21 protein-coding genes are annotated in these 24,597 nt (G+C 70.0%); 15 read left to right on the top strand and 6 right to left on the bottom strand.

Annotated elements, in window-relative coordinates; all coding sequences use genetic code 11:
• Position 1 precedes the first annotated feature (1 nt).
• Complete coding sequence (coaA, locus tag QH948_RS10490) at positions 2-961, bottom strand: type I pantothenate kinase (protein WP_281146180.1); 960 nt, start codon at positions 959-961, stop codon at positions 2-4.
• Between the two features lie 112 nt (positions 962-1,073).
• Between coaA and glmS the strand changes: the two genes are divergently transcribed.
• Positions 1,074-2,906: a glutamine--fructose-6-phosphate transaminase (isomerizing) gene (gene glmS, locus QH948_RS10485; RefSeq protein ID WP_281144337.1), complete on the top strand. Its 1,833-nt coding sequence runs from the start codon at positions 1,074-1,076 to the stop codon at positions 2,904-2,906.
• Positions 2,907-2,910: 4 nt separating this feature from the next.
• Here glmS and QH948_RS10480 read toward each other — a convergent pair whose 3' ends face one another.
• The gene (locus tag QH948_RS10480; RefSeq protein WP_281144336.1) at positions 2,911-3,069 is read right to left on the bottom strand and encodes a hypothetical protein; all 159 of its coding nucleotides are present in this window, start codon (positions 3,067-3,069) and stop codon (positions 2,911-2,913) included.
• Positions 3,070-3,089: 20 nt separating this feature from the next.
• Between QH948_RS10480 and QH948_RS10475 the strand changes: the two genes are divergently transcribed.
• The 4 genes from QH948_RS10475 to QH948_RS10460 all read left to right on the top strand — a co-directional run bounded on the left by QH948_RS10475 (position 3,090) and on the right by QH948_RS10460 (position 6,394).
• A complete protein-coding gene (locus QH948_RS10475) occupies positions 3,090-3,401 on the top strand; it encodes an ATP-grasp domain-containing protein (RefSeq protein WP_281144335.1) in 312 nt (103 codons plus the stop codon).
• Entirely contained in the window at positions 3,398-3,748 is a 351-nt protein-coding gene (locus QH948_RS10470) for a holo-ACP synthase (protein WP_281144334.1), read from the top strand. The genes QH948_RS10475 and QH948_RS10470 overlap by 4 nt, the downstream gene beginning before the upstream one ends.
• Positions 3,745-5,130 carry an NAD(P)H-hydrate epimerase gene (locus tag QH948_RS10465; RefSeq protein WP_281144333.1) on the top strand — a complete coding sequence of 462 codons (1,386 nt, stop codon included), beginning with the start codon at positions 3,745-3,747 and terminating at the stop codon, positions 5,128-5,130. The genes QH948_RS10470 and QH948_RS10465 overlap by 4 nt, the downstream gene beginning before the upstream one ends.
• Positions 5,131-5,584: 454 nt before the next feature.
• Positions 5,585-6,394: a putative endonuclease domain-containing protein gene (locus tag QH948_RS10460; RefSeq protein ID WP_281144332.1), complete on the top strand. Its 810-nt coding sequence runs from the start codon at positions 5,585-5,587 to the stop codon at positions 6,392-6,394.
• 408 nt (positions 6,395-6,802) lie between these two features.
• Here QH948_RS10460 and QH948_RS10455 read toward each other — a convergent pair whose 3' ends face one another.
• Positions 6,803-7,939 (bottom strand): glycosyltransferase family 4 protein, encoded by a 1,137-nt coding sequence (locus QH948_RS10455; protein WP_281144331.1) that lies wholly within the window; start codon positions 7,937-7,939, stop codon positions 6,803-6,805.
• A 227-nt stretch (positions 7,940-8,166) separates the two neighbouring features.
• On the opposite strand from QH948_RS10455, the gene QH948_RS10450 reads away from it, so the two are divergent.
• The 10 genes from QH948_RS10450 (at position 8,167) to QH948_RS10405 (ending at position 21,056) form a co-directional block, all read left to right on the top strand.
• A complete protein-coding gene (locus QH948_RS10450; RefSeq protein ID WP_281144330.1) occupies positions 8,167-10,293 on the top strand; it encodes a DEAD/DEAH box helicase in 2,127 nt (708 codons plus the stop codon).
• 34 nt (positions 10,294-10,327) lie between these two features.
• Positions 10,328-11,248 (top strand): tRNA (adenosine(37)-N6)-threonylcarbamoyltransferase complex ATPase subunit type 1 TsaE, encoded by a 921-nt coding sequence (gene tsaE, locus QH948_RS14095; protein WP_348634918.1) that lies wholly within the window; start codon positions 10,328-10,330, stop codon positions 11,246-11,248.
• Positions 11,245-11,892 carry a tRNA (adenosine(37)-N6)-threonylcarbamoyltransferase complex dimerization subunit type 1 TsaB gene (gene tsaB, locus QH948_RS10440; RefSeq protein WP_281144329.1) on the top strand — a complete coding sequence of 216 codons (648 nt, stop codon included), beginning with the start codon at positions 11,245-11,247 and terminating at the stop codon, positions 11,890-11,892. Before tsaE ends, tsaB begins: the two co-directional genes overlap by 4 nt.
• Entirely contained in the window at positions 11,889-12,377 is a 489-nt protein-coding gene (locus QH948_RS10435) for a GNAT family N-acetyltransferase (protein ID WP_281144328.1), read from the top strand. The genes tsaB and QH948_RS10435 overlap by 4 nt, the downstream gene beginning before the upstream one ends.
• Positions 12,370-13,416 (top strand): tRNA (adenosine(37)-N6)-threonylcarbamoyltransferase complex transferase subunit TsaD, encoded by a 1,047-nt coding sequence (gene tsaD, locus QH948_RS10430; protein WP_281144327.1) that lies wholly within the window; start codon positions 12,370-12,372, stop codon positions 13,414-13,416. Before QH948_RS10435 ends, tsaD begins: the two co-directional genes overlap by 8 nt.
• A gap of 195 nt (positions 13,417-13,611) precedes the next feature.
• The gene (locus QH948_RS10425) at positions 13,612-15,456 is read left to right on the top strand and encodes an ABC transporter family substrate-binding protein (protein ID WP_281144326.1); all 1,845 of its coding nucleotides are present in this window, start codon (positions 13,612-13,614) and stop codon (positions 15,454-15,456) included.
• Between the two features lie 227 nt (positions 15,457-15,683).
• A complete protein-coding gene (locus tag QH948_RS10420) occupies positions 15,684-17,210 on the top strand; it encodes an ABC transporter permease (RefSeq protein ID WP_281144325.1) in 1,527 nt (508 codons plus the stop codon).
• 10 nt (positions 17,211-17,220) lie between these two features.
• The gene (locus tag QH948_RS10415; RefSeq protein WP_281144324.1) at positions 17,221-18,195 is read left to right on the top strand and encodes an ABC transporter permease; all 975 of its coding nucleotides are present in this window, start codon (positions 17,221-17,223) and stop codon (positions 18,193-18,195) included.
• Positions 18,196-18,207: 12 nt separating this feature from the next.
• A complete protein-coding gene (locus QH948_RS10410; RefSeq protein ID WP_281144323.1) occupies positions 18,208-19,941 on the top strand; it encodes an ABC transporter ATP-binding protein in 1,734 nt (577 codons plus the stop codon).
• A gap of 26 nt (positions 19,942-19,967) precedes the next feature.
• Positions 19,968-21,056: a class I SAM-dependent methyltransferase gene (locus tag QH948_RS10405; protein WP_281144322.1), complete on the top strand. Its 1,089-nt coding sequence runs from the start codon at positions 19,968-19,970 to the stop codon at positions 21,054-21,056.
• On the opposite strand, the gene QH948_RS10400 is transcribed toward QH948_RS10405, so the two are convergent.
• Genes QH948_RS10400 through QH948_RS10390 form a run of 3 tightly spaced genes read right to left on the bottom strand, consistent with a single transcriptional unit; the run spans position 21,048 to position 24,597 of the window.
• Positions 21,048-21,824 (bottom strand): ECF transporter S component, encoded by a 777-nt coding sequence (locus QH948_RS10400; protein WP_281144321.1) that lies wholly within the window; start codon positions 21,822-21,824, stop codon positions 21,048-21,050. The genes QH948_RS10405 and QH948_RS10400 overlap by 9 nt on opposite strands.
• Positions 21,821-23,443 carry an ABC transporter ATP-binding protein gene (locus QH948_RS10395; protein WP_281144320.1) on the bottom strand — a complete coding sequence of 541 codons (1,623 nt, stop codon included), beginning with the start codon at positions 23,441-23,443 and terminating at the stop codon, positions 21,821-21,823. Before QH948_RS10395 ends, QH948_RS10400 begins: the two co-directional genes overlap by 4 nt.
• Positions 23,440-24,597 carry a CbiQ family ECF transporter T component gene (locus QH948_RS10390; protein ID WP_281144319.1) on the bottom strand — a complete coding sequence of 386 codons (1,158 nt, stop codon included), beginning with the start codon at positions 24,595-24,597 and terminating at the stop codon, positions 23,440-23,442. The genes QH948_RS10395 and QH948_RS10390 overlap by 4 nt, the downstream gene beginning before the upstream one ends.

Raw genomic sequence — 24,597 nt, 5'->3', positions numbered from 1 at the left:
CTCAGACCTTCCGGATCCGGATCGAGTCGATGAGGTGGCCGGGGCCCTTGACGAGGATCGCGGTGGCACGGTCGCGCGTCGAGGCGATGTTGTGGCGCAGGTTCGGGCCGTTGACCGTGTCCCACACCTGCTGGCCGAACTCCAGCGCGTCGGCGTCCGAGTACTGCGTGAAGCGCCGGAAGTAGCTGCGCTCGTCGGTGAAGGCCGTGGCGCGCAGGTGCATGAAGCGGTCGAGGAACCAGCTCTTGATGAGGTCCTCGGTCGCGTCGACGAAGACGCTAAAGTCGAAGAAGTCGCTGACGGCCAGGCTCAGGCCCGGGTCGATCTCGGCGCGCGCGGGCTGCAGCACGTTGAGGCCCTCGACGATCAGGATGTCCGGCCGCTCGACCGAGATCCGCTCGTCGGTGATGTCGTAGGTCATGTGGCTGTAGACGGGGGCCTCGACCTTCGGCTCGCCCGACTTCACCTCCATCACGAAGCGCATCAGCGCCCTGCGGTCGTAGGATTCGGGGAAGCCCTTGCGGTCCAGGAGGCCGCGGCGCTGGAGCTCTGCGTTCGGGTAGAGGAACCCGTCGGTGGTGACGAGGTCGACCTTCGGCGAGCCGGGGGCGCGGCGCAGCAGCTCCTGCAGCAGGCGCGAGACGGTCGACTTGCCGACGGCGACCGAGCCCGCGACACCGATCACGAACGGCGTGCGGCTCGTCTCCAGGCCGAGGAAGCCGTTGCTCTGCGCGTACAGCCGGCCCTTGTTCTCCTTGTAGAGGTGGATGAGCTGTGTCAGGGGGCGGTAGACCTCGGCGATGTCGAGAGCGTTCGTGGGATCGCCGATACCGCGCAGCCGCGCCAGGGTCTCCTCGTCCAGGTCGATCTGGGTGTTGTTGGCGAGGTCGGCCCACGCGCGGCGCTGCAGCGTGATGAACGGATCGGCCACGAAGGCTCCTTCAGGTGTGAATGACCCCAGAAGCGTACCGTCCGGGCGCGCTGCGGGGGAGCTGGCCCCGCTGACCCGAAGTCGGGAGTGTTGGTCGGGTCAATGTCAAGAAACGCTCACTCGTGCTGTACGGTTTCAGGCTATGTGCGGAATTGTTGGATACCTGGGTGAGCGCGAAGCACTTGAGGTCGTGATGAGCGGGCTCCGCCGGATGGAGTACCGCGGGTACGACTCCGCGGGCATCGCGATCCCAGTGAACGGGCACATCGAGTGGCGAAAGCGGGCGGGCCGGATCTCCAACCTGGATGGGGACCTGGCCGACGACCCGCTGCCGGAGTCGACCGTGGCGATCGGCCACACCCGCTGGGCGACCCATGGCGGCCCGACCGACGCCAACGCCCACCCGCACGTCTCCGGTCGCGTCGCCGTGGTGCACAACGGCATCATCGAGAACCACCTGGCGCTGCGTGCCGAGCTGAGCGGCGAGGAGTTCACCTCCGACACCGACACCGAGGTCGCCGCGCACCTGCTGCGCCGTGAGCTGGACCGGGGCGCCGACCTCGTCGAGGCCATGCGCACCGTGGTCGGCCGCCTCGAGGGAGCCTTCACGCTCGTCGCGGTCGACGCCCTCGCGCCCGACCAGGTCGTCGCGGCCCGCCGCAACTCCCCGCTCGTCGTGGGCGTCGGCGACGGCGAGAACTTCCTCGCGTCCGACGTCGCCGCCTTCATTGCCTACACCCGCGACGCGATCGAGCTCGGCCAGGACCAGATCGTGCGCATCACGCGCGACGACGTCGAGGTCGTCGACTTCGACGGCAACCCGGCCGAGACCCGCGCCTTCCACGTCGACTGGGACCTCGAGGCCGCGCAGAAGCAGGGCTACGACTGGTTCATGCGCAAGGAGATCTTCGAGCAGCCCCGCGCGGTCGCGGACACGCTGCTCGGCCGGCTCAACGACCGCGGCGAGCTGGTGCTCGACGAGATCCGGATGAGCCCCGAGACGCTGCGACGGATCAACAAGATCGTCATCGTCGCCTGCGGCACCGCGTTCTACGCCGGGCTGGTGGCCAAGTACGCCATCGAGCACTGGACGCGCATTCCGTGCGAGGTGGAGCTCGCCTCCGAGTTCCGCTACCGCGACCCGATCATCGACCCCATGACGCTCGTGGTCACCATCTCCCAGTCCGGCGAGACGGCCGACACGCTGATGGCCATCCGCCACGCCCGCGAGCAGGGCGCCCGCGTCATCGCGATCTGCAACACCAACGGCGCCACCATCCCGCGCGAGTCCGACGCGGTCATCTACACACACGCCGGCCCCGAGATCGGCGTCGCGTCCACCAAGGGCTTCACCACGCAGCTGATCGCCTGCTACCTGCTGGGGCTCTACCTGGCCCAGGTCCGCGGCATGAAGTACGGCGACGAGATCGCCGCGCTGCTGCAGGAGCTGGAACGGATGCCCGAGCGGATGCAGGACATGCTCGACGCTCAGCAGCAGATCCTCGACCTGGCCGAGGAACTGAAGCAGGAGAAGTCGTTCCTGTACCTCGGCCGCCACGTCGGCTACCCGATGGCGCTGGAGGGGGCTCTGAAGCTCAAGGAGATCGCCTACCTGCATGCCGAGGGCTTCGCCGCCGGCGAGCTGAAGCACGGCCCGATCGCGCTGGTCTCCGAGGGCCTGCCGATGTTCATCGTCGTGCCGCCGAAGGGACGCGACCAGCTGCGCGACAAGGTCGTGTCCAACATCTCGGAGGTCCGCGCCCGGGGGGCCCGCACGATCGTGCTGGCCGAGGGCTGCGACGACGAGGCTCGCGCAGCCGCCGACGTGTTCATCGAACTGCCGCACGTCTCGACGCTGCTGCAGCCGCTCGTCGCGATCCTGCCCCTGCAGCTGTTCGCGTGCGAACTGGCGACGCTGCAGGGACACGACGTGGACCAGCCGCGGAACCTGGCCAAGTCCGTCACGGTCGAGTGACGGCTCAGTCCTCGAACGGGCGGATCAGCTCGCGGGTGTAGTTGTCCCGGCCGTCGTCGAACAGCTCGTCGCGCCGGAACTCGTCGACGATCCGTCCGCCGCGCAGCACGATCGAGTGGTCGCTCATGAACTGGATCGCGGACAGGACGTGCGAGATGAACACGGCCGACAGGTGAGACGGCGGTGGTGTTCATCGACGGTCACCACAGTCACGCGTTCCTCCGGTTCCCCGGAATCGTCGCCGCAGGTCGGGCCGCGGAGGTCGTCGAGGCCACCGCGCCTCAGCTCGACCTGGCGCGGGCCGTGCTCGCCGACCTGCCGACGACGCCGACCTATGCGCGCGTCGACCTCGTCACGACCGAGGCCGGGCCGGTCGTGATGGAGGTGGAACTGACCGAGCCGTGGCTGGGGTTCAGTCTTCTGCCCGACGCGGCGCAGCGGCGGGCCGTCGGCTCCCTTGCCGAGGCGGTGGTCGCGGCTAGTGTGAGGCCATGATCGTTGGCATCGGCACCGACCTCATCGTCATCGACAGGTTCCGCGACATGCTTCAGCGTCGGCCAGGCCTGGCGGAACGACTGCTGACGCCCCTGGAACGCACGCTCTCGATCGAGTCCCAGGCCGCGCGGTTCTCCGCGAAGGAGGCCTTCGCGAAGGCGCTCGGCTCGCCGGGCGGCATGCGCTGGCTCGACTGCGAGGTCGTCAAGAACGACGACGGCGTGCCGAGGTTCGTGAACACGGGAACGGTCGCGGCGCGCGTGGCGGAGCTCGGCGTGGGGCGCATCCACTTGTCGATCAGCCACGATGGCGGGTTCGCCACCACGATGGTGGTGTGCGAGGCATGAGGGCCGTCGTCACCGCCGCGGGCATGAGGGCAGCCGAGCAGCGCTTCTTCGACGCCAACCCCGGCGTCGACCTGATGGGCCGGGCGGCCCGCGCGGTGGCCCGAGTCGCGGCGGAGGTGAACACCGCCGGCCAGGTGCTCGTGGTCGCGGGTCGGGGCAACAACGGCGGCGACGGGCTCTTCGCCGCCGCGATCCTGGCAGCTCACCGACGCGTCCTCGTGTGGCCCGCCTTCGGCCGCACACACGACGCCGGGCAGGCGGCCGCGCGCGCGGCCGGCTGCCAGTTCGTCGACGCGCTGGGGGCGCTGGAGGCCCTGCCGGACTGCGGCCTCGTTATCGATGCGGTCGCGGGACTCGGCTCAAGGCCCGGGCTCCCGCAGGCGCTCGCGACGTTCGCCGCAGCGTGTGACTCGTCGGCCATCGACGTGCTGTCGGTCGACCTGCCGAGCGGGCTGGACGCCGATTCCGGGGCTGGGCAGCCGAGCTTCCGCGCGACCCGCACCGTCACCTTCGCCGCTCTCAAGCCATGTCACGTGGCCCAGCCAGCCGCCGGACGGTGCGGCAGGGTGCACGTCGTGGACATCGGCGTGGAGGTCGCCGCCACCCAGCTGCGTCAGGCGGAGGAGGCCGACGTGGCCACCTGGTGGCCCACTCCCACCGCCTCCTCCGACAAGTACGCGCGCGGCGTCGTGCTGTTCGACACGGGGTCGGCGCGCTACCAGGGAGCGGCGCTGCTCGGCATCTCCGGGGCGCTGCACGCCGGCACGGGCATGGTCCGCTACGCCGGGCCCGTGCACTCCGGCCTCATCCTGACCAGGTATCCCAGCGTCGTGATGGGTGACGGCCGGGCCCAGGCCGCGGTCCTCGGCTCCGGCTGGGGCGAGGACGAGGGCGCGTCCGGCCGGGTCTCCAGCGCGCGACTGCACGCCCCCGTCGCCGTGGTGGACGCCGACGCGCTCTACAGCCTTCCCGGCAGGATCGACGGTTGGCTGCTCACGCCCCACGCGGGCGAGCTCGCCCGGCTACTGGGCTGCTCCCGCTCCCACGTCGAGTCGCGCCCGGTCTCGTGCGCCAGGGAGGTGGCCCGGGTGACCGGGGCGACCGTTCTGCTCAAGGGCGCCACGCAGTATGTCGCGGAGCCGGGAGGCCGCGTGACGATCGCCGTGCCGGGGCCGCACTGGAGCGCGCAAGCGGGATCGGGCGACGTGCTCGCCGGGATCTGCGGAGCTCTGTTGGCGGCGGGGCTGCCCGCGTGGCAGGCGGCCGTAGCCGGGTCCAGCGTCCAGGCGATGGCAGCGGCTCGCAACCCGGGCCCCTACCCGCCCGACGAGCTGGCCCGTCGGCTTCCCGAGGTGATCGCTGGATTGGTCGCCGCGGACTGACCGGCCCCGCCCTGACCTCGCGGTCCCTGCATGTCCCGGTGCCGTCCCCCCACGTCCGGCCCTGTCCCGGCGTTTCGCTGTCCCGTCCCCTCGCGTCCCGACCTGATCCGGCGTTTCGCTGTCCCGTCCCCTCACGTCCCGCCCTGACCCGGCGTTTCGCTGTCCCGCACAAAAATGCGCATATCGGCTACGGCGTCCGTATTCTGCAGCGGGTGCGAAATAGGCATTCTTGTGCCGGCTGTCGAGGAGCCGCCCCGGCCAGCCCGTCCCCGTATCCACGTGTCACCGCAGCGCCCACCCAGCACAACAATGCCTATGCCGGACGCGGTGTCCGTATAGTGCAGCGGGTTCGAAATAGGCATCTTTGTGCCAGCTGTGGACAAACCGGATCGAGTCATCCACAACCCGTCGGAAGGGGTTGCCGAGGCCCGATGCGGCGGCGACATTGGGACGCATGATCTACACGGGAGTGCAGTCCTACGCCGATATCCGGGGGTCCGGTGCGCGACGCAGAGACATCGAGGACGCCTTGGCTGCGGGGACCATCGTCAGGGTGCAGCGAGGCTGGTACGCGGGACGCGACGCCGATCAGAGAGTGGTGCGGGGTCTGGTTGACGGTTGCAGGCTCGGCTGCCTGACCGGGTGTGCGGTGCACGGCGTCTGGACCCCTCGCGACGACCGGATCCATGCGGTCTACGGGAGGGGAAATCAACCGGTGGAACGGGAGGAATACGTTCTGCATGCCGACCCCGGGCCTCGTCCGCGGACTCCCCTCTGGCCTCTGCGCGATTGCCTGCGGCAGGTTGCCCGGCACCACGACATGGAAACCACCCTCATTGTGGTCGAATCGGCGCTCCACAAGGGGCTTATCAGCCCGGACGAGGTGGAGGACATCGTCGCTGCGCTTCCGGTGGACCGTCGGGGGTTCGCCGGCCAACTCCGTCGGGCGGAGTCCGGCACGGAGACCCGCGTTCGGTACTTCCTGAAGCGCCGCGGGGTGCGCGTGCGCTCCCAGGTCGTCGTGTCGGGGGTGGGCCGCGTCGACCTTCTGGTGGGTCAGAGTCTGATCGTCGAATGCGACAGCGATGAGTTTCATCGGAGTCGCGAGCAACAGTTCCTGGATCGGGAGCGGGACCTGTCCGCGAGGCTCCTCGGGTACGACACACTCCGGCTGAGCTATGACCATGTCTGGTGGAGGTGGGAGCAGACCCAGGAGAGGCTCCTATGGCAGATCCGGCGTCGGCACCATGGTCGTCGGCCGTGAGTGCCAGCGCTGCCTGGCTCGAGTCTTGTGCACAAGAATGCGCATTTCGGCGTAGCTGCGCTCATGTTGCAGCGGACCCGGCATAGGCATTGTTGTGCGGGAACTGGGCTGGAGTGGGAGGGCGACCGGTCCGCACGGGGGTCCCTGGTACGGCAGGTGCGGCGTCGTCGCCATGATGGTCGGCCGTGAGATCCCGTTGTTTCCGGCCTCAGTCTTGTGCACAAGAATGCCTATTTCGAGGCTGCTGTCAGCATGTTGCAGCGTCGCCGAAATGCGCACTGTTGTGCGGGAAATGGGCTGGGAGGGACGGGACTGGGGTGGCTCGGAGGCCGATGAGGCGGCGGGTGAGGGGGAAGGGCCGCCTGAGGACGACAGAGTGGGGGAGGATAGCGGGCGGCCGCGGCCGGGTCAGGCGGCGAGGGCGCGGCCGCGCACGGACATGGAGATGGCCTTGGTGTAGTGGCCGACGAGCTCGGTGCAGATGCTCTCCCACGAGCGGTCCAGCGTCGAGGCCCTTGCCGTGTCGCCGAAGGCCCGACGCTTCGCATCGTCACCGATCAGGTCCGTCACGAAGCCCCGCAAGGCGCGCAGGTCGCCCGGTTCGTAGAGCCAGCCGGTGCGCGATGGGCTGATCAGGTCGATCGGGCCGCCCCGCCGCGGGGCGACGACGGGCAGCCCGGAAGCCTTGGCCTCCTGGATGGCCTGGCAGAACGTCTCCAGCTCCCCGGGGTGGACGAACAGGTCGAGGCTCGCCATGGCGCGGGGGAGGTCCTCGCCCGTGAGCTGGCCGAGGAACACCGCGCCGGGGAGTCGCGCCTCAAGCTGTCCCCGCAGCGGGCCGTCGCCGATCACCACCATGCGGGTGCCCGGGATGTCCGAGAGGACGGCGAGGTCCTCGACGCGCTTCTCGGTGGCCAGCCGACCCATGTACCCGATCAGCCGCTCGCCGTTCGGGGCGAACGTGGCGCGGAATGAGGCGTCACGCTTGGCCGGGTCGAAGCGGCGGGAGTCGACGCCGCGCGCCCACACCCCGACGCGCGGGATGCCGTGAGTCACGAGCTGGTTCTGCGCGTAGCTGGAGGGGGCGAAGTTCAGGGCGGCCAGCGAGTGCACCCGCCGCACGTGGTGCCACAGGAACTGCTCGAAGTGCCCGAAGCCGTAGCGCGTGGCGAAACTCGGCAAGTCCGTCTGGAAGATGCCGACGACGGGGATCCCCAGCCGGGAGGCGACCGAGGCGGCCTTGAAACCGAGCAGGACAGGAGCCGCCAGGTGGACCACGTCGGGGTTGAACGACGTCAGAAGGCGGGTGACCGTGTGGGTGGTCGTCGTGACCACGCGGATGTCGTCGTAGAAGGGGAGGCCGACGGAAGCGACGGTCTCGATGGGGAAGCCGAGATACTCGGACGGGACCTTGTCGCCATCCGACGGGGCGATGACCATGGCCTCGTGACCGGTGGCCTTCAGGTGCTCCAGAACGCGAAGCACCGAGTTGGTGACTCCGTTGAGGGTGGGGAGAAAGCTCTCCGCGACAATCGCGACTCGCACGCTTCGATACTAGCGGGGCGGGCCGTTCGGGCCATGCCCGGAGGGCGAAGGGCAGGTGAACATACACCCTCGACACGGGGTCAGTTCGGTTATCTCGGAGAAATGGCGTAGAGTGGTCGGGCCCGGCCGCGGCGCATATCGCCCGAGTGACACATGAGCGGGCACCGAGGATCCGCCCCTTCGTAACCTGGCGGACGCACCTAGCCCCCTCTGAGGATTCTTCTGTCATGACCCCGCCCCGCAGCAAGCCCCGTTGGTCCGCCGAAAAGCGCGCAGCCAAGGGCAAGGCACCCCAGCGCAACCGTGGACACCAGTTCGACGGTGACGCCCCCCTGAACCGCAAGCAGCGCCGCGCGCTCCAGTTCGCCGACCGCAAGCCCCAGGACTACGCGAGCGCCGACGCCGAGCAGCGCCCCGAGAACACCGAGCGCTCCCAGAGCAGCGACCGCGGCTCCTACAACGACCGTCGTCGCGACGATCGCGGTGACCGCGGTTCCTACACCGACCGCCGCCGCGACGACCGTGGATCCTACGGCGACCGCCGTCGCGAAGATCGTGACGGCAGCCGTCGCGACGACCGCGGCTCCTACGGCGACCGCCGCCGGGATGACCGCCGCGACGACCGCGGTGGCTACGGCGACCGCCGCCGCGACGACCGGTACAGCGACCGCCGCGACGACCGTGGTGGCTACGGAGACCGCCGCCGCGACGACCGGTACAGCGACCGCCGCGACGACCGCGGTGGCTACGGCGACCGCCGTCGTGACGACCGTGGTGGCTACGGGGACCGCCGCCGCGACGACCGCGACGGCTACCGTCGCGACGACCGCTTCGAGAATCGCGAGGACCGTCCCCGCTACGAGCGCGACCGTGACCGCGACCGCCCGAAGTTCCGCTCCGGCTCGGCTCGCTTCGACTCCCGCCGCTCGCTCGAGCCCCGTGGCCGCGACGACCGTCGTGGCCGCGATGACCGTCGCCCCCGTGACGACCGCGACGAGCAGTCGTTCGACGCCGAGTCCGACCAGATGAGCTGGACCGCCACGACGGCGGAGGCCGCCACGGGCGACGTGACGTCCGGCTTCTTCGAGCTCGGCGTCGCCGAGCCGATCGTCCGCGTGCTTGCCGCGCAGGGCATCACCGAGCCGTTCCCGATCCAGGCCGCCACCATCGGCGACGCTCTGGCCGGCCACGACGTGCTCGGCCGCGGCCGCACCGGCTCCGGCAAGACGCTGGCCTTCGGCCTGCCGATGCTGACCCGCCTGGCCGCCGGCGACGCCGTCGGCTCGCCCCGCGCCGTCATCCTGACCCCGACGCGCGAGCTGGCGCTGCAGATCGCCGACAACCTGTCGCCCCTGGCCGCCACGGTCGGCATCGACCTCACCCTCATCGCCGGTGGCATGAGCTACGGCCCGCAGATCCGCGCCTTCGAGCGCGGCGTCGACGTGGTCGTCGCCACCCCCGGCCGCCTGATCGACCTCATCGAGCAGGGCGCCGCCGACCTGTCGCAGGTCCAGATCCTCGTCCTCGACGAGGCCGACCACATGGCCGACCTCGGCTTCCTGCCCGACGTCGAGACCATCCTCGACGCCGCCGGCGACGGCCAACGCCTGCTGTTCTCCGCGACGCTGGACAACGCGGTCGGCCGCCTGGTCAAGAAGTACCTCAAGGACCCCGTCACCCGCGAGGTCGACTCGGAGAAGGCGTCGGTCACCACCATGGTGCACCGTCCGCTGCTCGTGAAGCCGCACCACAAGAACCAAGTGACCGCCGAGATCGCCAACCGCGAGGGACGGACGGTCCTTTTCGCCCGCACACAGATGGGCACCGACCGCATCGCCACGCAGCTGCGTGAGGCAGGCGTGATGGCCGGCGCGCTGCACGGCGGCCTGACGCAGGGTGCCCGCGCCCGCATCCTCGCCGCGTTCAAGGACGGCCACGTGCCCGTCCTGGTGGCCACGGACGTCGCGGCCCGCGGCATCCACGTCGACGACGTGACCCTGGTGCTGCAGGTCGACCCGCCGCACGACTCGAAGGACTACCTGCACCGCGCCGGGCGCACGGCCCGCGCCGGTCACGAGGGTGTCGTGGCGAGCATCGTGCTGCCGCACCAACGGAAGATGGGCAACCGGATCCTGACGCAGGCCGGCGTCCGCGCCGACTTCCTGCCCGTCGATCCCGGCAGCTCCGAGCTCCGCGAGGCCACCGGCGCCCGCCCGACCTCCGGAGTCGCGATCCCCGACGCCGAGTACCAGGCACTGATCGCGCCGAAGCAGCAGCAGCGTAAGCGCCCCCAGGGCGGCGGGCGCGGCGGACGCGGCGGCCAGTACGGCCGACGCAACCACCGTCGCTACTGACCCGCAACCGGACTCGGGACTAGTATCTGCGCCGATGGACGCATCTGACCTGACCCTGCGCGAGGCCTCCGTGGATGACGCCGCAGCACTGCTGCACGTCATCCGGGAGGCCTTCTCCGCGCGCCGCCCCGTCGACCCGCCTGCCGATGCCCTGACCGACGACGTCACCGACATCGAGGCCGCGTTGATCGCCGGCACCGGCGTAGTGGGCGAGATCGACGGCCACATCGTCGCCGGGCTCCTGATCGACCGCGAGGGCGACCTCGTGACGCTGCGCCGGGTGTCGGTCCTGCCCCGGGTCGCGCGGCACGGCGTGGCCGGCGACCTCGTCGAGGCCGCGCTGTCGCTGTCGGCGGACCTCGGCGCCTCCCGCGCGACGCTCGTAGTCCGCGAGGAGTTCCCCGAGCTTGTCGGCTGGTGGCGGGAACGGGGATTCGAGGTCATCGGTGAGGAGCCGCCGGTCATCCGGCTGGTCCGCGACCTGCCCGTCGTGGTCGACGTGCCGACGGCCGACGACATGCGCGAGCTGGGTCGCCGCATCGGTGCGCTGCTGCGCAGGGGGGACGTCGTCATCGCCACCGGCGAGCTCGGCGCCGGCAAGACGACGCTGACGCAGGGGCTGGCCGACGGGCTCGGCGTCACAGGCCCGGTCATCTCGCCGACCTTCGTCATCTCCCGCATCCACCCGAACCCGGGTGACGGGCCAGCGCTCGTGCACGTCGACGCCTACCGCCTCGGCGGCGCCGCCGAACTGGGCGACATCGACCTCGACGCCTCCCTCGCCGATTCCGTCACGTTGATCGAGTGGGGGGCCGGCCTGGCCGAGTGGCTCGCCGACGACCGCCTCGACATCGACATCGTCCGCGGTGTCGACACCGACGAGCGCGCCGTGTATCTCACCGGCGTCGGGCCCCGCTGGGCCGGCGCTCTCGACACACTGAGGGAGACCCGATGAGCATCACGCTCGCCATCGACACCAGCCACCATGTCGCGGTCGGCATCGCCCGCGACGGAGTGCCGCTGGCCCGCGTCGTCGTGGAGGACACCCGCAGCCACGTCGAGGAGCTGCTGCCCTCGGTCGAGGCAGCATGTGCCGAGGCCGGGATCGCGCTCACCGACATCGACGACTACGCCGTCGGGATGGGTCCCGGTCCCTTCACCGGACTGCGCGTAGGCATCGCTACGGCCCGCACGCTCGCCGCCGTCGGCGGCCGGCCGCTGCATCCCGTCTGCTCGCTCGACGTCGTCGCGCGCCAGTGGACGACGCTCGGCGCTTCCGGGCGCTTCGTCGTCGCCGCCGACGCCCGCCGCAGGGAGCTCTACTGGCGCGAATATGCCGAGGACGGCTCGCCGCTCGGAGCCCCGCAGGTCTCCGCTCCCGACGCGTTGCCCGCACTGCCCGTCGCCGGCGCCGTGCCCGAGGCCTACCGCGACCAGCTCGACTGTCGGGGCCCCGCAGCCCTCGATCCGGCGACGCTCGCCGCGGCCTGGCGGAGTCTCGAGGTTGCCGGCGAGGAGCCCTACTACCTGCGGGCCGCCGATGCGACGGTGCCCGGCAAGCCCAAGTCGGCCTTCGGCCGCCTGAGGGCGAAGCGGTGATCGTCGAGCCCGCCGTGGCGGGCGATGTGCCGGAGATCGTCGCGCTCGAGGATGCCTTCGACACGCCCTGGTCCGAGGAGTCCTGGCGCGCCGAGCTCGACGGCGACGACCGGCTGGTGCTCGCCGCGCGACGCCGCAGCGACGGCGTCCTGATCGGCGCCGCCAGCTTCCGCGTCGTCGACGACGTCGCCGAGCTCAACCGCATCGTGGTCGCGCCGCAGCAGCGCAGGCTTGGGCTCGCCCGCGTCATGCTGGTCGCCGGCATGCAGTGGGCGATCGGCAAGGGGGCGGCCAGGATGCTGCTCGAGGTCGACCACGCCAACGAGGCGGCCATCGCCCTCTACCGGGGCTACGGGTTCAGGCAGATCGCCTCGCGCCCGGACTACTACGGGCCCGGCGCCGACGCGCTGATCCTCGAGCGCGGGCTCGAGGGCGTCGACGCCGACTCCGTCGGCATGTGGGACATGGAGGGTGCAGATGAGTGAGCCGTTGATCCTTGGCATCGAGTCGTCGTGCGACGAGACCGGCGTCGGCATCGTGCGCGGCCGGACCCTGCTCGCCAACGAGGTGGCCAGCTCCGTGGAGGAGCACGTCCGCTTCGGCGGCGTCGTGCCAGAGGTCGCCAGCCGCGCCCACCTGCAGGCCATCGTGCCCGCGCTCGAGCGCGCCGCCGCGACGGCCGACGTCGACCTGGCCGACGTCGACGCCATCGCCGTGACCGCCGGCCCCGGCCTGATGGGCGCCCTCGTCGTCGGCCTCGCGTCCGCGAAGGCGCTCGCGGCCTACCTGAACAAGCCCCTCTACGGCATCAACCACCTCGTCGGCCACGTTGCCGTCGACCTGCTCGACCACGGCGAGCTGCCGATGCCCTCGCTCGCGCTGCTCGTCTCCGGCGGCCACACCTCGCTGCTGCACGTGCGCGACATCGCCACCGACATCACCGAGCTCGGCTCCACGATCGACGACGCCGCGGGGGAGGCGTACGACAAGGTCGCGCGCATCCTCGGGCTGCCCTACCCGGGCGGGCCCGTCATCGACAAGGCAGCCCAGGAGGGCGACCCGACGGCGATCCGCTTCCCGCGCGGCCTCACCGCGCGCCACGACATGGAGAAGCACCGCTTCGACTTCTCGTTCTCCGGCCTGAAGACCTCGGTGGCCCGCTGGGTCGAGCAGCGACGCCTCGACGGGCTCGACGTGCCCGTCAACGACGTCGCGGCCAGCTTCCAGGAGGCCGTCTGCGACGTGCTGACCGCCAAGACGGTCGACGCCGCGACGCATCTCGGCGTCGGCACGATCCTGCTCGGCGGGGGAGTGGCGGCCAACTCGCGGCTGCGCACCCTGCTCGAGGAGCGCGCGAACGCGGTCGGCATCGAGCTGCGCCGTCCTCATCCCGGGCTGTGCACCGACAACGGCGCGATGATCGCCGCGGTCGGCTCCGAAGTCGTCCGCGCCGGGCTCGCCCCGTCGCCGCTGACCATCTCCGCGCACCCCGGCCTGCCCGTCTCCCAAGTCGTCGTCCGCTGATCCCTAGGGTTATGTCAGGGCTCCTGTCAAACCTGTGAAGGGGCGTCTCTGAGAACGGTCACGGATGGCAACAACCTTGTAACGATCCGTCTTCGTATCGCTTCGACGTTAAGGAAACCGGGTTCTCGCCGCTAATCTCATGACCACTCGGCCCGCATGGGCCTTGAGAAGTGTCGTTTACGACAAGGAGATTCCATGAAGTTCAGGCGAACCACCGCCGCGCTCGGCCTGGTGCTGAGCGGCGCCCTCGTCCTGGGTGCCTGCACCAGCGGGGACGCGGAGGAGGCCACCGAGACCAGCTCGGCAGCCACCACCGCCACCTCCGGCTCCGGTGAGGCCACCGCCACCAGCGGCTGCCTCCAGGACGCCGGCATCACTGAGACCGCCGCCGGCGAGGTCAAGTACACCGTCGGCCCCAACGAGTGGTCCGGCTACAACTCGACGACCGCCGCCAACTACTCGACGTACAACTCGGTCATCGCGGCCAAGATGTTCTCCGGGTTCACGTACTTCGGTACCGACGGCAGCATCTGCGACGACACCGCGTTCGGCTCCTACGAGGTCACCTCCGAGGACCCGCTGACCATCCAGTACACCATCTCGGATGACGCCGTGTGGTCCGATGGCACCCCGGTGACCATCAACGACTACCTGCTGGACTGGGCCGCGCAGAACCCCGAGTTCATCGCCCCCGGCTACGCCTCCGGTGAGGATCCCGACGCCGCCGCCGTGTTCAACCACGTGTCGAACACCGCCGCCGCCGACATCCTCGACGGTCCTCAGGGCGAGGTCGGTTCCAAGACCTTCACCGTGACCTACGACGCGCCGAACCCGGACTACAAGATCATCATCACCTCGGCGCTGCCCGCGCACGTCGTGGCGAAGAACTCCGGTCTTGAGCCCGACGAGCTGGCCCAGGCCATCCTCGACAAGGACGCAGACACCGTGAAGAAGGCTGCGGACTTCTGGAACGAGGGCTGGAACTTCAACCCGGGCGAGCTGCCCGACGCCTCGGAGATCCCCTCCTCGGGCCCCTACAAGGTCAAGGACGGCGGCTGGGTCGCCGGCAACTCCCTGACCCTCGAGGCCAACGACCAGTACTGGGGCGCCCCGGCTGCCACCGAGAACCTGATCTTCCGCTTCATCGATCAGGCCGGCATGGTGCAGGCCCTGCAGAACGGTGACGTCAACGTCATCGAGCCGCAGGCCACCGTCGACACCCTCGGCCAGCTGCAGGCCATCGGCGACTCGGTCACCGTCTCCGAGTACTCCACCCTGACGTGGGAGCACCTGGACTTCAACTTCCGTGACTCCAACGTGTTCTCCGACGCACAGGGCGGCATCGAGCTGCGCCAGGCGCTGGCCTACTGCATCCCGCGTCAGACCATCGTCGACACCCTGATCAAGCCGATCTCTTCCGACTCGGTCGTCATGAACGCCCGCGAGGTCTTCCCCTTCCAGGACAACTATGACGAGGTCGTCGCCGCCGCCTACGGTGGCGAGTACGACCAGGTCGACATCGCCAAGTCGAAGGAGCTCGTCGAGGCCTCCGGCATCGAGACCCCCATCGACGTGCGCATCGGTTACGCCTCCGGCAACCAGCGTCGTACCGACGAGGTCTCCGCGATCGCGGCCTCCTGCAAGGACGCCGGCTTCAACGTCATCGACTCCAACTCCGCTGACTTCTTCAGCAAGGAGCTGGTGAACGGCGACTACGAGCTGGCACTGTTCGCATGGGCGGGCTCCGGCCAGATCACCTCCGGCCAGAACATCTACGCCAGCAACATGCCGCAGAACTACGGCGAGTACAGCAACGAGACCGTCGACGCGGCGTGGGAGACCCTGGCCTCCTCGCTCGACCCGGCCGTCCAGCTGGAGCAGGTCAAGGTCATCGAGAAGGAGCTGTGGGACACCCTCTTCGGTATCCCCGTCTTCGCGCACCCCGGCATTGCTGGCTACGACTCGGGCATCAAGAACGTTCGCCCGACCTCGACGCAGGACGGGATCTCCTGGAACGCGTCGCAGTGGCAGCTCAGCTGATCGACCGATCTGCTGACTGATTCACCTGTTGCGTGACGTCTGAGGGGCAGGCGGCCCACCGGCCGCCTGCCCCTTTCGCGCGTTCACAGCGACCTCAATCACGGGGCCCCCGGGGGCGCTAGACCTTCCCGGGGCGACGTGGGGCCATCTGCTGGCGTAAGATCAGGCTTCGCGTCGAAGCGTGGGGCCCCCCTGTGCCCACGACCGATACCTAATAAGGACCACTAGTGATCAGATACATCGCGAAACGGCTGGGGATCTCGTTCCTCATCCTCGTGCTTGGTTCCCTGTTGATGTACGTCTTGACCATCAACTCCGGAGACCCCCTCGGCGACCTGCGCGAGTCGAACGACCCGAACCGCGAGAACCTCATTGCGCAGCGCACCGCGCACATGAACCTCGACGCTCCCTGGTACGAGCGCTACTTCTCGTGGTTCTCCGGTGCCGCCAAGTGTGTGGTGGGCAGGTGTGATCTCGGCCAGGACATTCAGGGCCGCAGCGTGAACCAGCTCGTCCTCACCGCCGCTGGCTCCACGCTCCGCCTCGTCGTCCTCGCCACCGTTCTCGCGATCGTGATCGGCATCACACTCGGCATCGTCACGGCCATCCGCCAGTACAGCGGATTCGACTACGCCGTGACCTTCGCCGCCTTCGTCTTCTTCTCGCTGCCCGTCTTCTGGGCCGCCGTGCTGCTGAAGTACTACGCAGCCATCGAGTTCAACAACTGGATAGCCGACGCGACATTCGAGCTACCCACGATCCTCATCACATCGGTGATCCTCGCGTTCATCCTCACCGCCGTGATCGGCGGCCCGTGGAAGCGCCGCCTGATCAGCTTCGCCGCCGCAGCCGTCGTGTTCGGGGGCGCCATGTTCTACTTCGACGCGGTCACCTGGTTCCGCCGCCCCGCGCTGGGCCTGCCGATCGTCGCGGTCCTGATCCTCGCCGCCGGCGCCGTCGTCATCGTCATGACGTCGGGCTTCCAGAACAAGCGGGTCCGCAACGCCGTCGCCACGACCGCCGTCGTGACCATCGTCGGCTACGCGCTGACGCGCGGCATCCTGATGGACGCCGACAGGGTCTCGACCGGGCTGCTGTTCCTCTGCCTGCTGGCGTCGCTGGTCATCGGCCTGATCAGCGGCTACGCCTGGGGCGGGTTCTCCCGCAAGCAGGCCATGAGCGCCTCGTTCATCACCGGGCTGCTCGCCGCCGTGTTCGCGTTCGTCGACCTGATGCTCTCGCACTGGTCGCTGTATCTGAAGGACCAGTCGCGGCCCATCCCGACCATCGGCTCGGCGACGCCGAACTACGACCCGACCTACTGGCTCGGCCTGATCGACACCGCGACGCACCTCATCCTGCCGACGATCGTGCTGACGCTGGTGTCCATCGCGAGCTACACGCGCTACACCCGCGCCTCGATGCTCGATGTGCTGAACCAGGACTACATCCGCACCGCCCGCTCGAAGGGCGTCTCTGAGCGCAAGGTCATCACCCGCCACGCGTTCCGCAACTCGCTGATCCCGCTGGCCACCATCGTCGCCTTCGACTTCGCGGCGCTGATCGGCGGCGCGGTCATCACGGAGACGGTGTTCGGCTGGCAGGGCATGGGCAACCTGTTCAAGACCGGCCTCGCCGCGGTCGACCCGAACCCCGTGATGGCGTTCTACCTGGTCACCGGCACCGCAGCGGTCCTGATGAACCTGCTGGCGGACATCGCCTACGCCTTCCTCGACCCGCGGATCGCGCGATAGGAGCCCCATCATGAGTGATCCGAACAACACGCTCCCGAGCGTCGAGCCCGACACCAAGTTCTCCATCGAGGACGACGTCGAGACGAGCAACACCAAGTCGTACTCGCAGGGGCAGCTGGTGCTGCGCCGCTTCGTGCGGCACAAGGCCGCGATGATCTCGCTGGTGCTCCTGCTCTTCATCATCGTGCTCGCCATCTCGTCGATCGGCTGGGGACCCATCCCCGGCTGGTGGGGCAAGACCTTCACCGACACGTACCCGATCGTCAACGAGGCGAAGCCGACGATCCAGTTCTGGCCCCCGTCGCTCGGCGAGCACCCCTTCGGCCAGGACACCATCGGCAAGGACTACTTCGCGCTGGTGATGCGCGGCACGCAGCAGTCGCTGCTAATCGCTTTCACCGTTGGCATCATCGCGACGTTCATCGGCACCGCGATCGGCGCCATCGCCGGCTACTACCGCGGCTTCGTCGAGGCGTTCCTGATGCGCACGACCGACCTGTTCATCATCATCCCGACGCTCGTGCTCGCCGCGGTCCTCGGCCGCATGTCCGACGGCAACATCGTGATGCTGGCCCTCGTGCTGGCGCTCGTGTCCTGGACGGGCCTGGCCCGCCTGGTGCGCGGCGAGGTTCTGTCGCTGCGCGAACGCGAGTTCGTGATGGCGGCCCGCGCGCTCGGCACGCCGTCGCCGCGCATCATCGTGCGGCACATCCTCCCGAACGCGCTCGGCACCATCGTCGTCAACGCGACGCTGCTGATCTCGGCGGCCATCCTGACCGAGACCGCCCTGTCCTACCTGGGCTTCGGCGTGAAGGCGCCCGACACGTCGCTCGGCCTGCTCGTCTCGGACTTCCAGAACGCGCTGACCACCCGCCCGTGGCTCTTCTGGATCCCCGGCATGTTCATCCTCGTGATCTCGCTGTGCGTCAACTTCATCGGTGACGGCATGCGCGACGCGTTCGATCCCCGTCAGCAGATGGACTGAGGTGGCTCAGAAATGACTGAAGCAAACACTGATCAGAAGGTCTTCACGGGCGAGAACCCCGTCCTGGAGTTCGACAACCTGGACGTGAAGTTCAAGACCGAGTTCGGCACCGTGCACGCCGTCAAGGGCCTCTCTTTGAAGGTCGAGCCCGGCGAGGTCATGGCGCTGGTGGGTGAGTCCGGGTCCGGCAAGTCCGTGACCGCGACCACCGCGCTCGGCCTGCTGCCGAAGACCGCGCACATCGAGGGCCGCACCGTCGTCGGCGACGACGTCATCAGCGAGCTGTCCGGCCGCGCGCTGCGCGCCATCCGCGGGCGTCGCGTCGCCATGGTCTTCCAGGAGCCCATGACCGCGCTGAACCCCGTCATCCGGATCGGCGAGCAGCTGACCGAGTCGATGGAGGTGCACGGCATCGCCTACGGCCGTCAGGCCTGGCAGCGTGCCATCGAGCTGCTGGCCGCCGTCGGCATCCCGGCCCCGGAGCGTCGGGTCAAGCAGTACCCGCACGAGCTGTCCGGCGGCATGCGCCAGCGCGTCGTGATCGCCATGGCGCTGACGTGTGACCCCGAGGTCATCATCGCCGACGAGCCCACCACGGCCCTCGACGTGACCGTGCAGGCCGACATCCTCGACCTGCTGCGCTCGCTGAAGGACAAGCTGAACACCGGCATCCTGCTCATCACGCACAACATGGGCGTCGTCGCCGACATGGCTGACAACGTCGCCGTGATGTTCAAGGGCAACATCGTCGAGCGCGGCCCCGTGCAGGAGGTGCTGCTCAACCCGCAGCACCCGTACACGCAGAAGCTGCTCGCGGCGGTGCCGCACCTGGGCGACGGACATGGGCAGTTCGGCGCCGCTCCCCACGAGGTCGCCGACGATGCCGAGGAGGCGCTCACCGTCAAGAATCTTGTGGTCGAGTACAGGCGCTCCGGCAAGAAGCCGTTCCGCGCCGTCGACGACGTGAGCTTCGACGTGCGCCGCGGCGAGATCGTCGGCCTGGTGGGCGAGTCCGGCTCGGGCAAGTCGACCATCGGCCGCGCCCTGCTTGGCCTGATCCCGTCGGAGTCCGGCGAGGTGCAGGTGCTCGGCGAGGACCTGCTCAGCATGCGCGGCGGCCAGCTGAAGTCGCTGCGCAAGCGCGTCGGCGTCATCTTCCAGGACCCCGCGGCGTCGCTGAACCCGCGCTTCCCGATCGGCGACGTCATCTCCGAGCCGCTCGCGGTGCACGGCATCGGCACGGCCAAGGAGCGGGAGAAGAAGGTCCACGAGCTCCTCGAGGCCGTCCAGCTGCCCCGCAGCGCGTACAACCGCTACCCTCACGAGCTGTCCGGCGGCCAGCGCCAGCGCGTCTCCATCGCGCGCGCGCTCGCCCTGCAGCCCGACCTACTGATCGCCGACGAGCCGACCTCGGCCCTCGACGTCTCGGTGCAGGCCTCGGTGCTGGCGATGTTCACCGAGCTGCAGCGCCACTTCGGCTTCGCCTGCCTGTTCATCTCGCACGACCTGGCCGTCATCGACTCGCTGGCGCACCGCGTCGTCGTGATGCAGTACGGCAAGATCGTGGAGGCGGGCACTCGCGAGGACGTGCTGATGCGGCCGCAGGAGGAGTACACCAAGCGCCTCCTGGCCGCGGCCCCCGTCCCCAACCCGATCGAGCAGAAGCAGCGCCGCCTTGAGCGCCACGCGCTGCTGAAGGAGCTGGGCGACCAGGTCGTCGAGCTGGACACGCGAGAGCTCAACTGAGCCGAACCGCCGCCCTCGCGGCGGCCATGACGGAGCCGGATCCCACGTCGCTTGCGGCGGGGGAGCGGCTCCGTCGCTCGTTCCCGGCCGACGACGTGGCCTGGGCCCTGTCGCAGGTGTCGCTCAGGCGCCAGGGGGCGGCGAAGCTGGAGCGCGCCGCCGACATGCTGTTCACCCGCGCCGGACTCGAGCAGGCCACCCGCACGCCGGTCGCCCGCTGGCGGGCCGCCCGGTTCGCCGCGGCCGGGGTCACCGAGGTGTGGGACCTCGGCTGCGGTATCGGGGCGGACGCGATGGCGTTCGCCGAGGCCGGGCTGCGGGTCGTGGGCGTGGAGGCCGACGAGGCCACGGCCGAGATCGCCCGCCACAACCTCGCGCTGGTCGGCGGCGGGGACGTGCGCGTCGGCGATGCGGAGGACGCCGAGATCCCGGCGGGGGCCGCGGTGTTCCTGGACCCTGCCCGACGCACGGCACGGGGCCGTACCTGGAACGTCGCCGACTTCACCCCGTCGTGGGACTTCGTGACGGAGGAGCTCGCCTCCGACCGGTTCGTGGCCGTCAAGCTGGGGCCGGGCGTGCCGAAGGAGCTCATCCCCGGCGACGTCGAGGCCTGCTGGGTCAGCGAGAGCGCAGAGACGGTCGAGGCCTGCCTGTGGAACGCCGGCAGCGGCACCCGCGCAGTGGTCCTCCCTGCGGGGGCGGAGCTCACTGAGCCTGAGGAGCCCCGAACCCTGGACGTGCGGTCCGTCGGCGGGTATCTCCTGGAGCCGGACGGCGCCGTGATCCGGGCCGGGCTGCTCGCCGAGATCGCACCGGCATCCGACCTCTGGCTGCTCGACGCGCACACGGCCTACCTGGGCGCTGACCGACCCGTCGCCACGCCGTATGCCACGTGCTTCGCCGTGCGTGAGGTCCTCGACTACGACGTGCGCGCCCTGAGGTCCTGGGTGCGCGACCACCGCATCGGGACGCTGGAGATCAAGAAGCGCGGCCTCGACATCGACCCTGCGCAGCTCAGGACCAGGCTGAAGCCCAAGGGCCCGGGCGTCGCGACGCTGATCCTCGCCCGCACGCTCGACGGTGCGCGGGCGATCGTCGCCGAGCGGCTACGCTGAGGCGCCCTCCTCGTAGCGGCCGACGCGGTTCGTGCGGCGCAGGATCCGCAGCAGCGGCCGCCCGATCAGTACCAGCGTGATGATGGTGGTGAAGGCACGTCCGAGGTTCCAGCCGAGCGACGTGGCGGCGCTCCAGACGAGGAACCGGTGCAGATTCTCCATCAGCGGCGCACCCGCCACGTAGCTCACCTGCGTACCGAGCCCGAGGTTGAAGGGCCAGAACGACAGGTCGACGAGCATGCCGTACAGGAAACTCGCGACGAAGGCGTACAAGCACAGAACGGCGATCTCCACCCAGCCCCTGACACGGGGGAGCAGGCCCGCGAACATGCCCGTGAAGGCGAAGGCCAGCATCTGGAACGGCAGCCACGGCCCGACGCCACCCGTCAGCAGGGCCGAGGTGAACATGGTGGTGCAGCCGAGCAGGAACCCGAACGTCGCGCCGAACACCCTTCCGCCCAGCAGCAGCGGCACGAACACGAACTCGATGCCGGCGGTGCCGGCCCCGAGCGGCCGGGCAAGGGCCCCCAGCGCGGACAGCACGCCCAGCATCGCGAGCGCCTTGACGCCGATGGTGCCGCGGGTGAGCTGCGTGACCATGATCCCGATCACCACCGGGAGAATGATCGCGAACACGAACGAGGACTGCGAGTTGCCGTCGAGGCTCGCCGACGGGGTGACGATCAGCGGCCAGGTGAATGCCAGCAGCGACGCAACGGCGACCAGCGCGAGCATCACGGCGGACGGAAGGTCGATGCGCCGGGTCATGACGCCCTGGCCCCCTGTTCCGTCAGCGCACATGCCACCTCGGCAACGGTGAGGACGTCGTGCGGATGGAAGACCTTGGCGACCTGCGGCGAGAATCCGGGCGAGGCGCAGCACACCGTGCGGGTCGGGCCGTCCGCGACGACGTCGCCGTCGGCCAGCACGACGCACCGGTCGGTGGCCTGGGCGGCGAACTCCACGTCATGTGTCGAGATGAGCACGCACGCGCCCTCGTCTGCGAGCTGTCGGACGATGTGGGAGAGCTCTGCCTTCATCTTGTAGTCGAGACCGCGGGTCGGCTCGTCGAGGCAGATGACGGCGGGACGGGCCGCGAGCTGGATGGACAGCACCAGCGCAAGCCGCTGCCCCTCCGACAGGTCGCGCGGGTTCCGGCCGCCGGGCAGGTCCGCGCCGAGCCGGGTCAGGATCGCCCGGGTGGTGCCCGCCTCGACGCCCGACTCCTTGTCCGCCTGCGCGAGCTCCTCGTCGACGCTCGGCAGGTACAGCAGGTCCGACGGGGTCTGCGGGACGAGGCTCACCAGGTGCCGGGCGTGCGTGTCGTCGACGACGCGCGGGTCGAAGCCGTCGATGTCGAGGGTCCCGGTACTTGCCACGGCCCCCTGCAGCGCCCACATGAGCGATGATTTGCCGGACCCGTTTCGCCCCATCAGCGCGACGACCGTCTGCGCATGCAGCTCGAGGTCGACGCCGACGGCGCGCAGCTGCCCGTAGCGGACCTCCAGCTTTGCCCGCGCGACGGTGCGCAGCCCCTCGCCGCTCCAGGAGACATTGCCCTCCGGCAGGTCGGGCAGCCGGACGTGCGGCCCGTCGTCGGCGACCTTCCGGCGGGCGTCGCGGACGCTGGTGGCGACGCTCGGCCAGCCGAGCACGCGGGACAGCTCGGCGAGCGGCGGCGTGACATCGGAGACGCCGAAGACCTCGGCCGTGCTGCCGAACACCGCGCTGCCGTCGCCGGGCAGCCAGATCGCCGAGTCGGCGTGGTGCATGACGCGCTCGAGCCGGTGTTCGGCGAGCACGACGGTGAGGCCGACGTCGTAGACGAGCGTGGTGATGGCCGCCAGCACGTCCTGCGCCGCGGTCGGGTCGAGAGCCGAGGTGGGCTCGTCGAGCAGCAGGACGCGCGGCTGCGCGGCGAGCACGGAGGCGATGGCGACGCGCTGCTGCTGGCCGCCGGACAGCTCGACAAGGGCTCGGCGCCGCAGCTCCGCGATGCCCATCAGGTCGAGGGTCTCCTCGACGCGCTTGCGCATGACCGATGGCGCGAGGCCCAGCTGCTCCATGCCGTAGGCGACCTCGTCCTCGACGGTGTCGGTCACGAACCCGGCCATCGGGTTCTGCCCGACGTAGCCCACGAGGTCGGCGAGCTCGCGGGGGCGCACGCCGGTGATGTCGCGGCCGTCGATCAGCACCCGGCCGCCCATGGTGGCCCCGCTCGCGTGCGGCACGAGCGAGTTGACGGTGCCGAGCAGCGTCGACTTGCCGGTGCCGGTCCGGCCGACGAGCACGCACAGGTCGGACTCGCGGATGCGGCCGGTCACGCCCGCCAGGACGGGGCGCGTCGCCTCGGGCTGCGTGATGGTGAGGTTCTCGAACTCGATCATGCGGAGACCTTCGGGTCGGGGGTCGTGAAGCCTGGGACGACGAGCACGACGGCGGCCAGCGCGGCGAGCGGCGGCAGCGTCGGCCACGTCAGCGGGCTGGTGGAGGGGCTCAGAGCGGCGCCCTGCGCCGAGGACAGCCACAGGAAGAGGGCAAGGGTCGCCACACCGCAGACGAGGGTCAGTACCTCGGGGCCGCCCCAGGGGGCGGGGCGGTAGACTGTCACGCCGAGCTGTCGCCCGGCCACGCGCATCCCCCAGACGGTCAGCGCGAGGCCTACCAGCAGCAGGGCGAGCGCTACCAGCGTCGCCGGGCTGAGACCCAGGGCCGTCGTCGAGGTCGTCGGCACGCCGAGCAGCGCGTAGATGCCGCCCACGATCAGCAGGAGCGCCACGATCAGCTGCCAGGTGCCGCGACGCGGCTCGTCGGCGCGCCGGGTGCGGCCGTAGCCGCGGGCCTCCATGGAGCTGGCGAGCAGCAGCGACCCCTCGACGCTGTCCTCGATCACGGGGATCAGCGTGCCGGGCACGGCGGCCAGCCCGCGCCGCCTGCCGCCGCGGAGCCGCTGGCCGCGCCTGACGCGGTGGACCGACGCGATGAGCTGGGGGATCAGGCCGAGCGCGATGACCACGGCGGTGGAGATGTCGCGCAGCGCGGCGGGGACGGACTTGAGCGCGGTGCGCGGGTTCGCGAGCGAGTTCGCGGCGCCGACGCACAGCAGCATGACGGCCAGCCGCAGCGCGTCGAAGAAGGCGAACGCGAGGCCGTCGACGGTGACTGGGCCGCCCAGCGTGATGCCCGCCGCCCAGGCGGGCAGCTGCACCGACGGCAGCGTGAACAGCACCGGTCCGGAGCGCACGCCACCGATGACGATCTGGAAGAACAGGCGCATGCCGACGATGAAAGCGCCGATCATCAGGTAGATCTTCAACGACCTGGCCCACGGGGTGTCGGGGCGGCGGCGCAGCACCACCACGACGACGGCAGCGGCGAGGCAGGCGATGACCAGCGGGTTGGTCGTCAGGCTGACGGCCGCGCTGGCGCTCAGCGCCCAGCCCCACCAGGCCCACGGGTGCACGAAGCGCCCCTCGCGCCGCTGGTCGGCGACGGGAGGGGCGGCCTCGGCGGGTGCGATCCGGGGCAGCAGGCGTGGCAT

This window comes from Tessaracoccus lacteus (assembly GCF_029917005.1).
GTDB classification, from domain to species: domain Bacteria; phylum Actinomycetota; class Actinomycetes; order Propionibacteriales; family Propionibacteriaceae; genus Arachnia; species Arachnia lactea.
The sequence above is the reverse complement of the archived record's forward strand: the minus strand, read 5'-3'. Positions and strand labels throughout refer to the sequence as shown.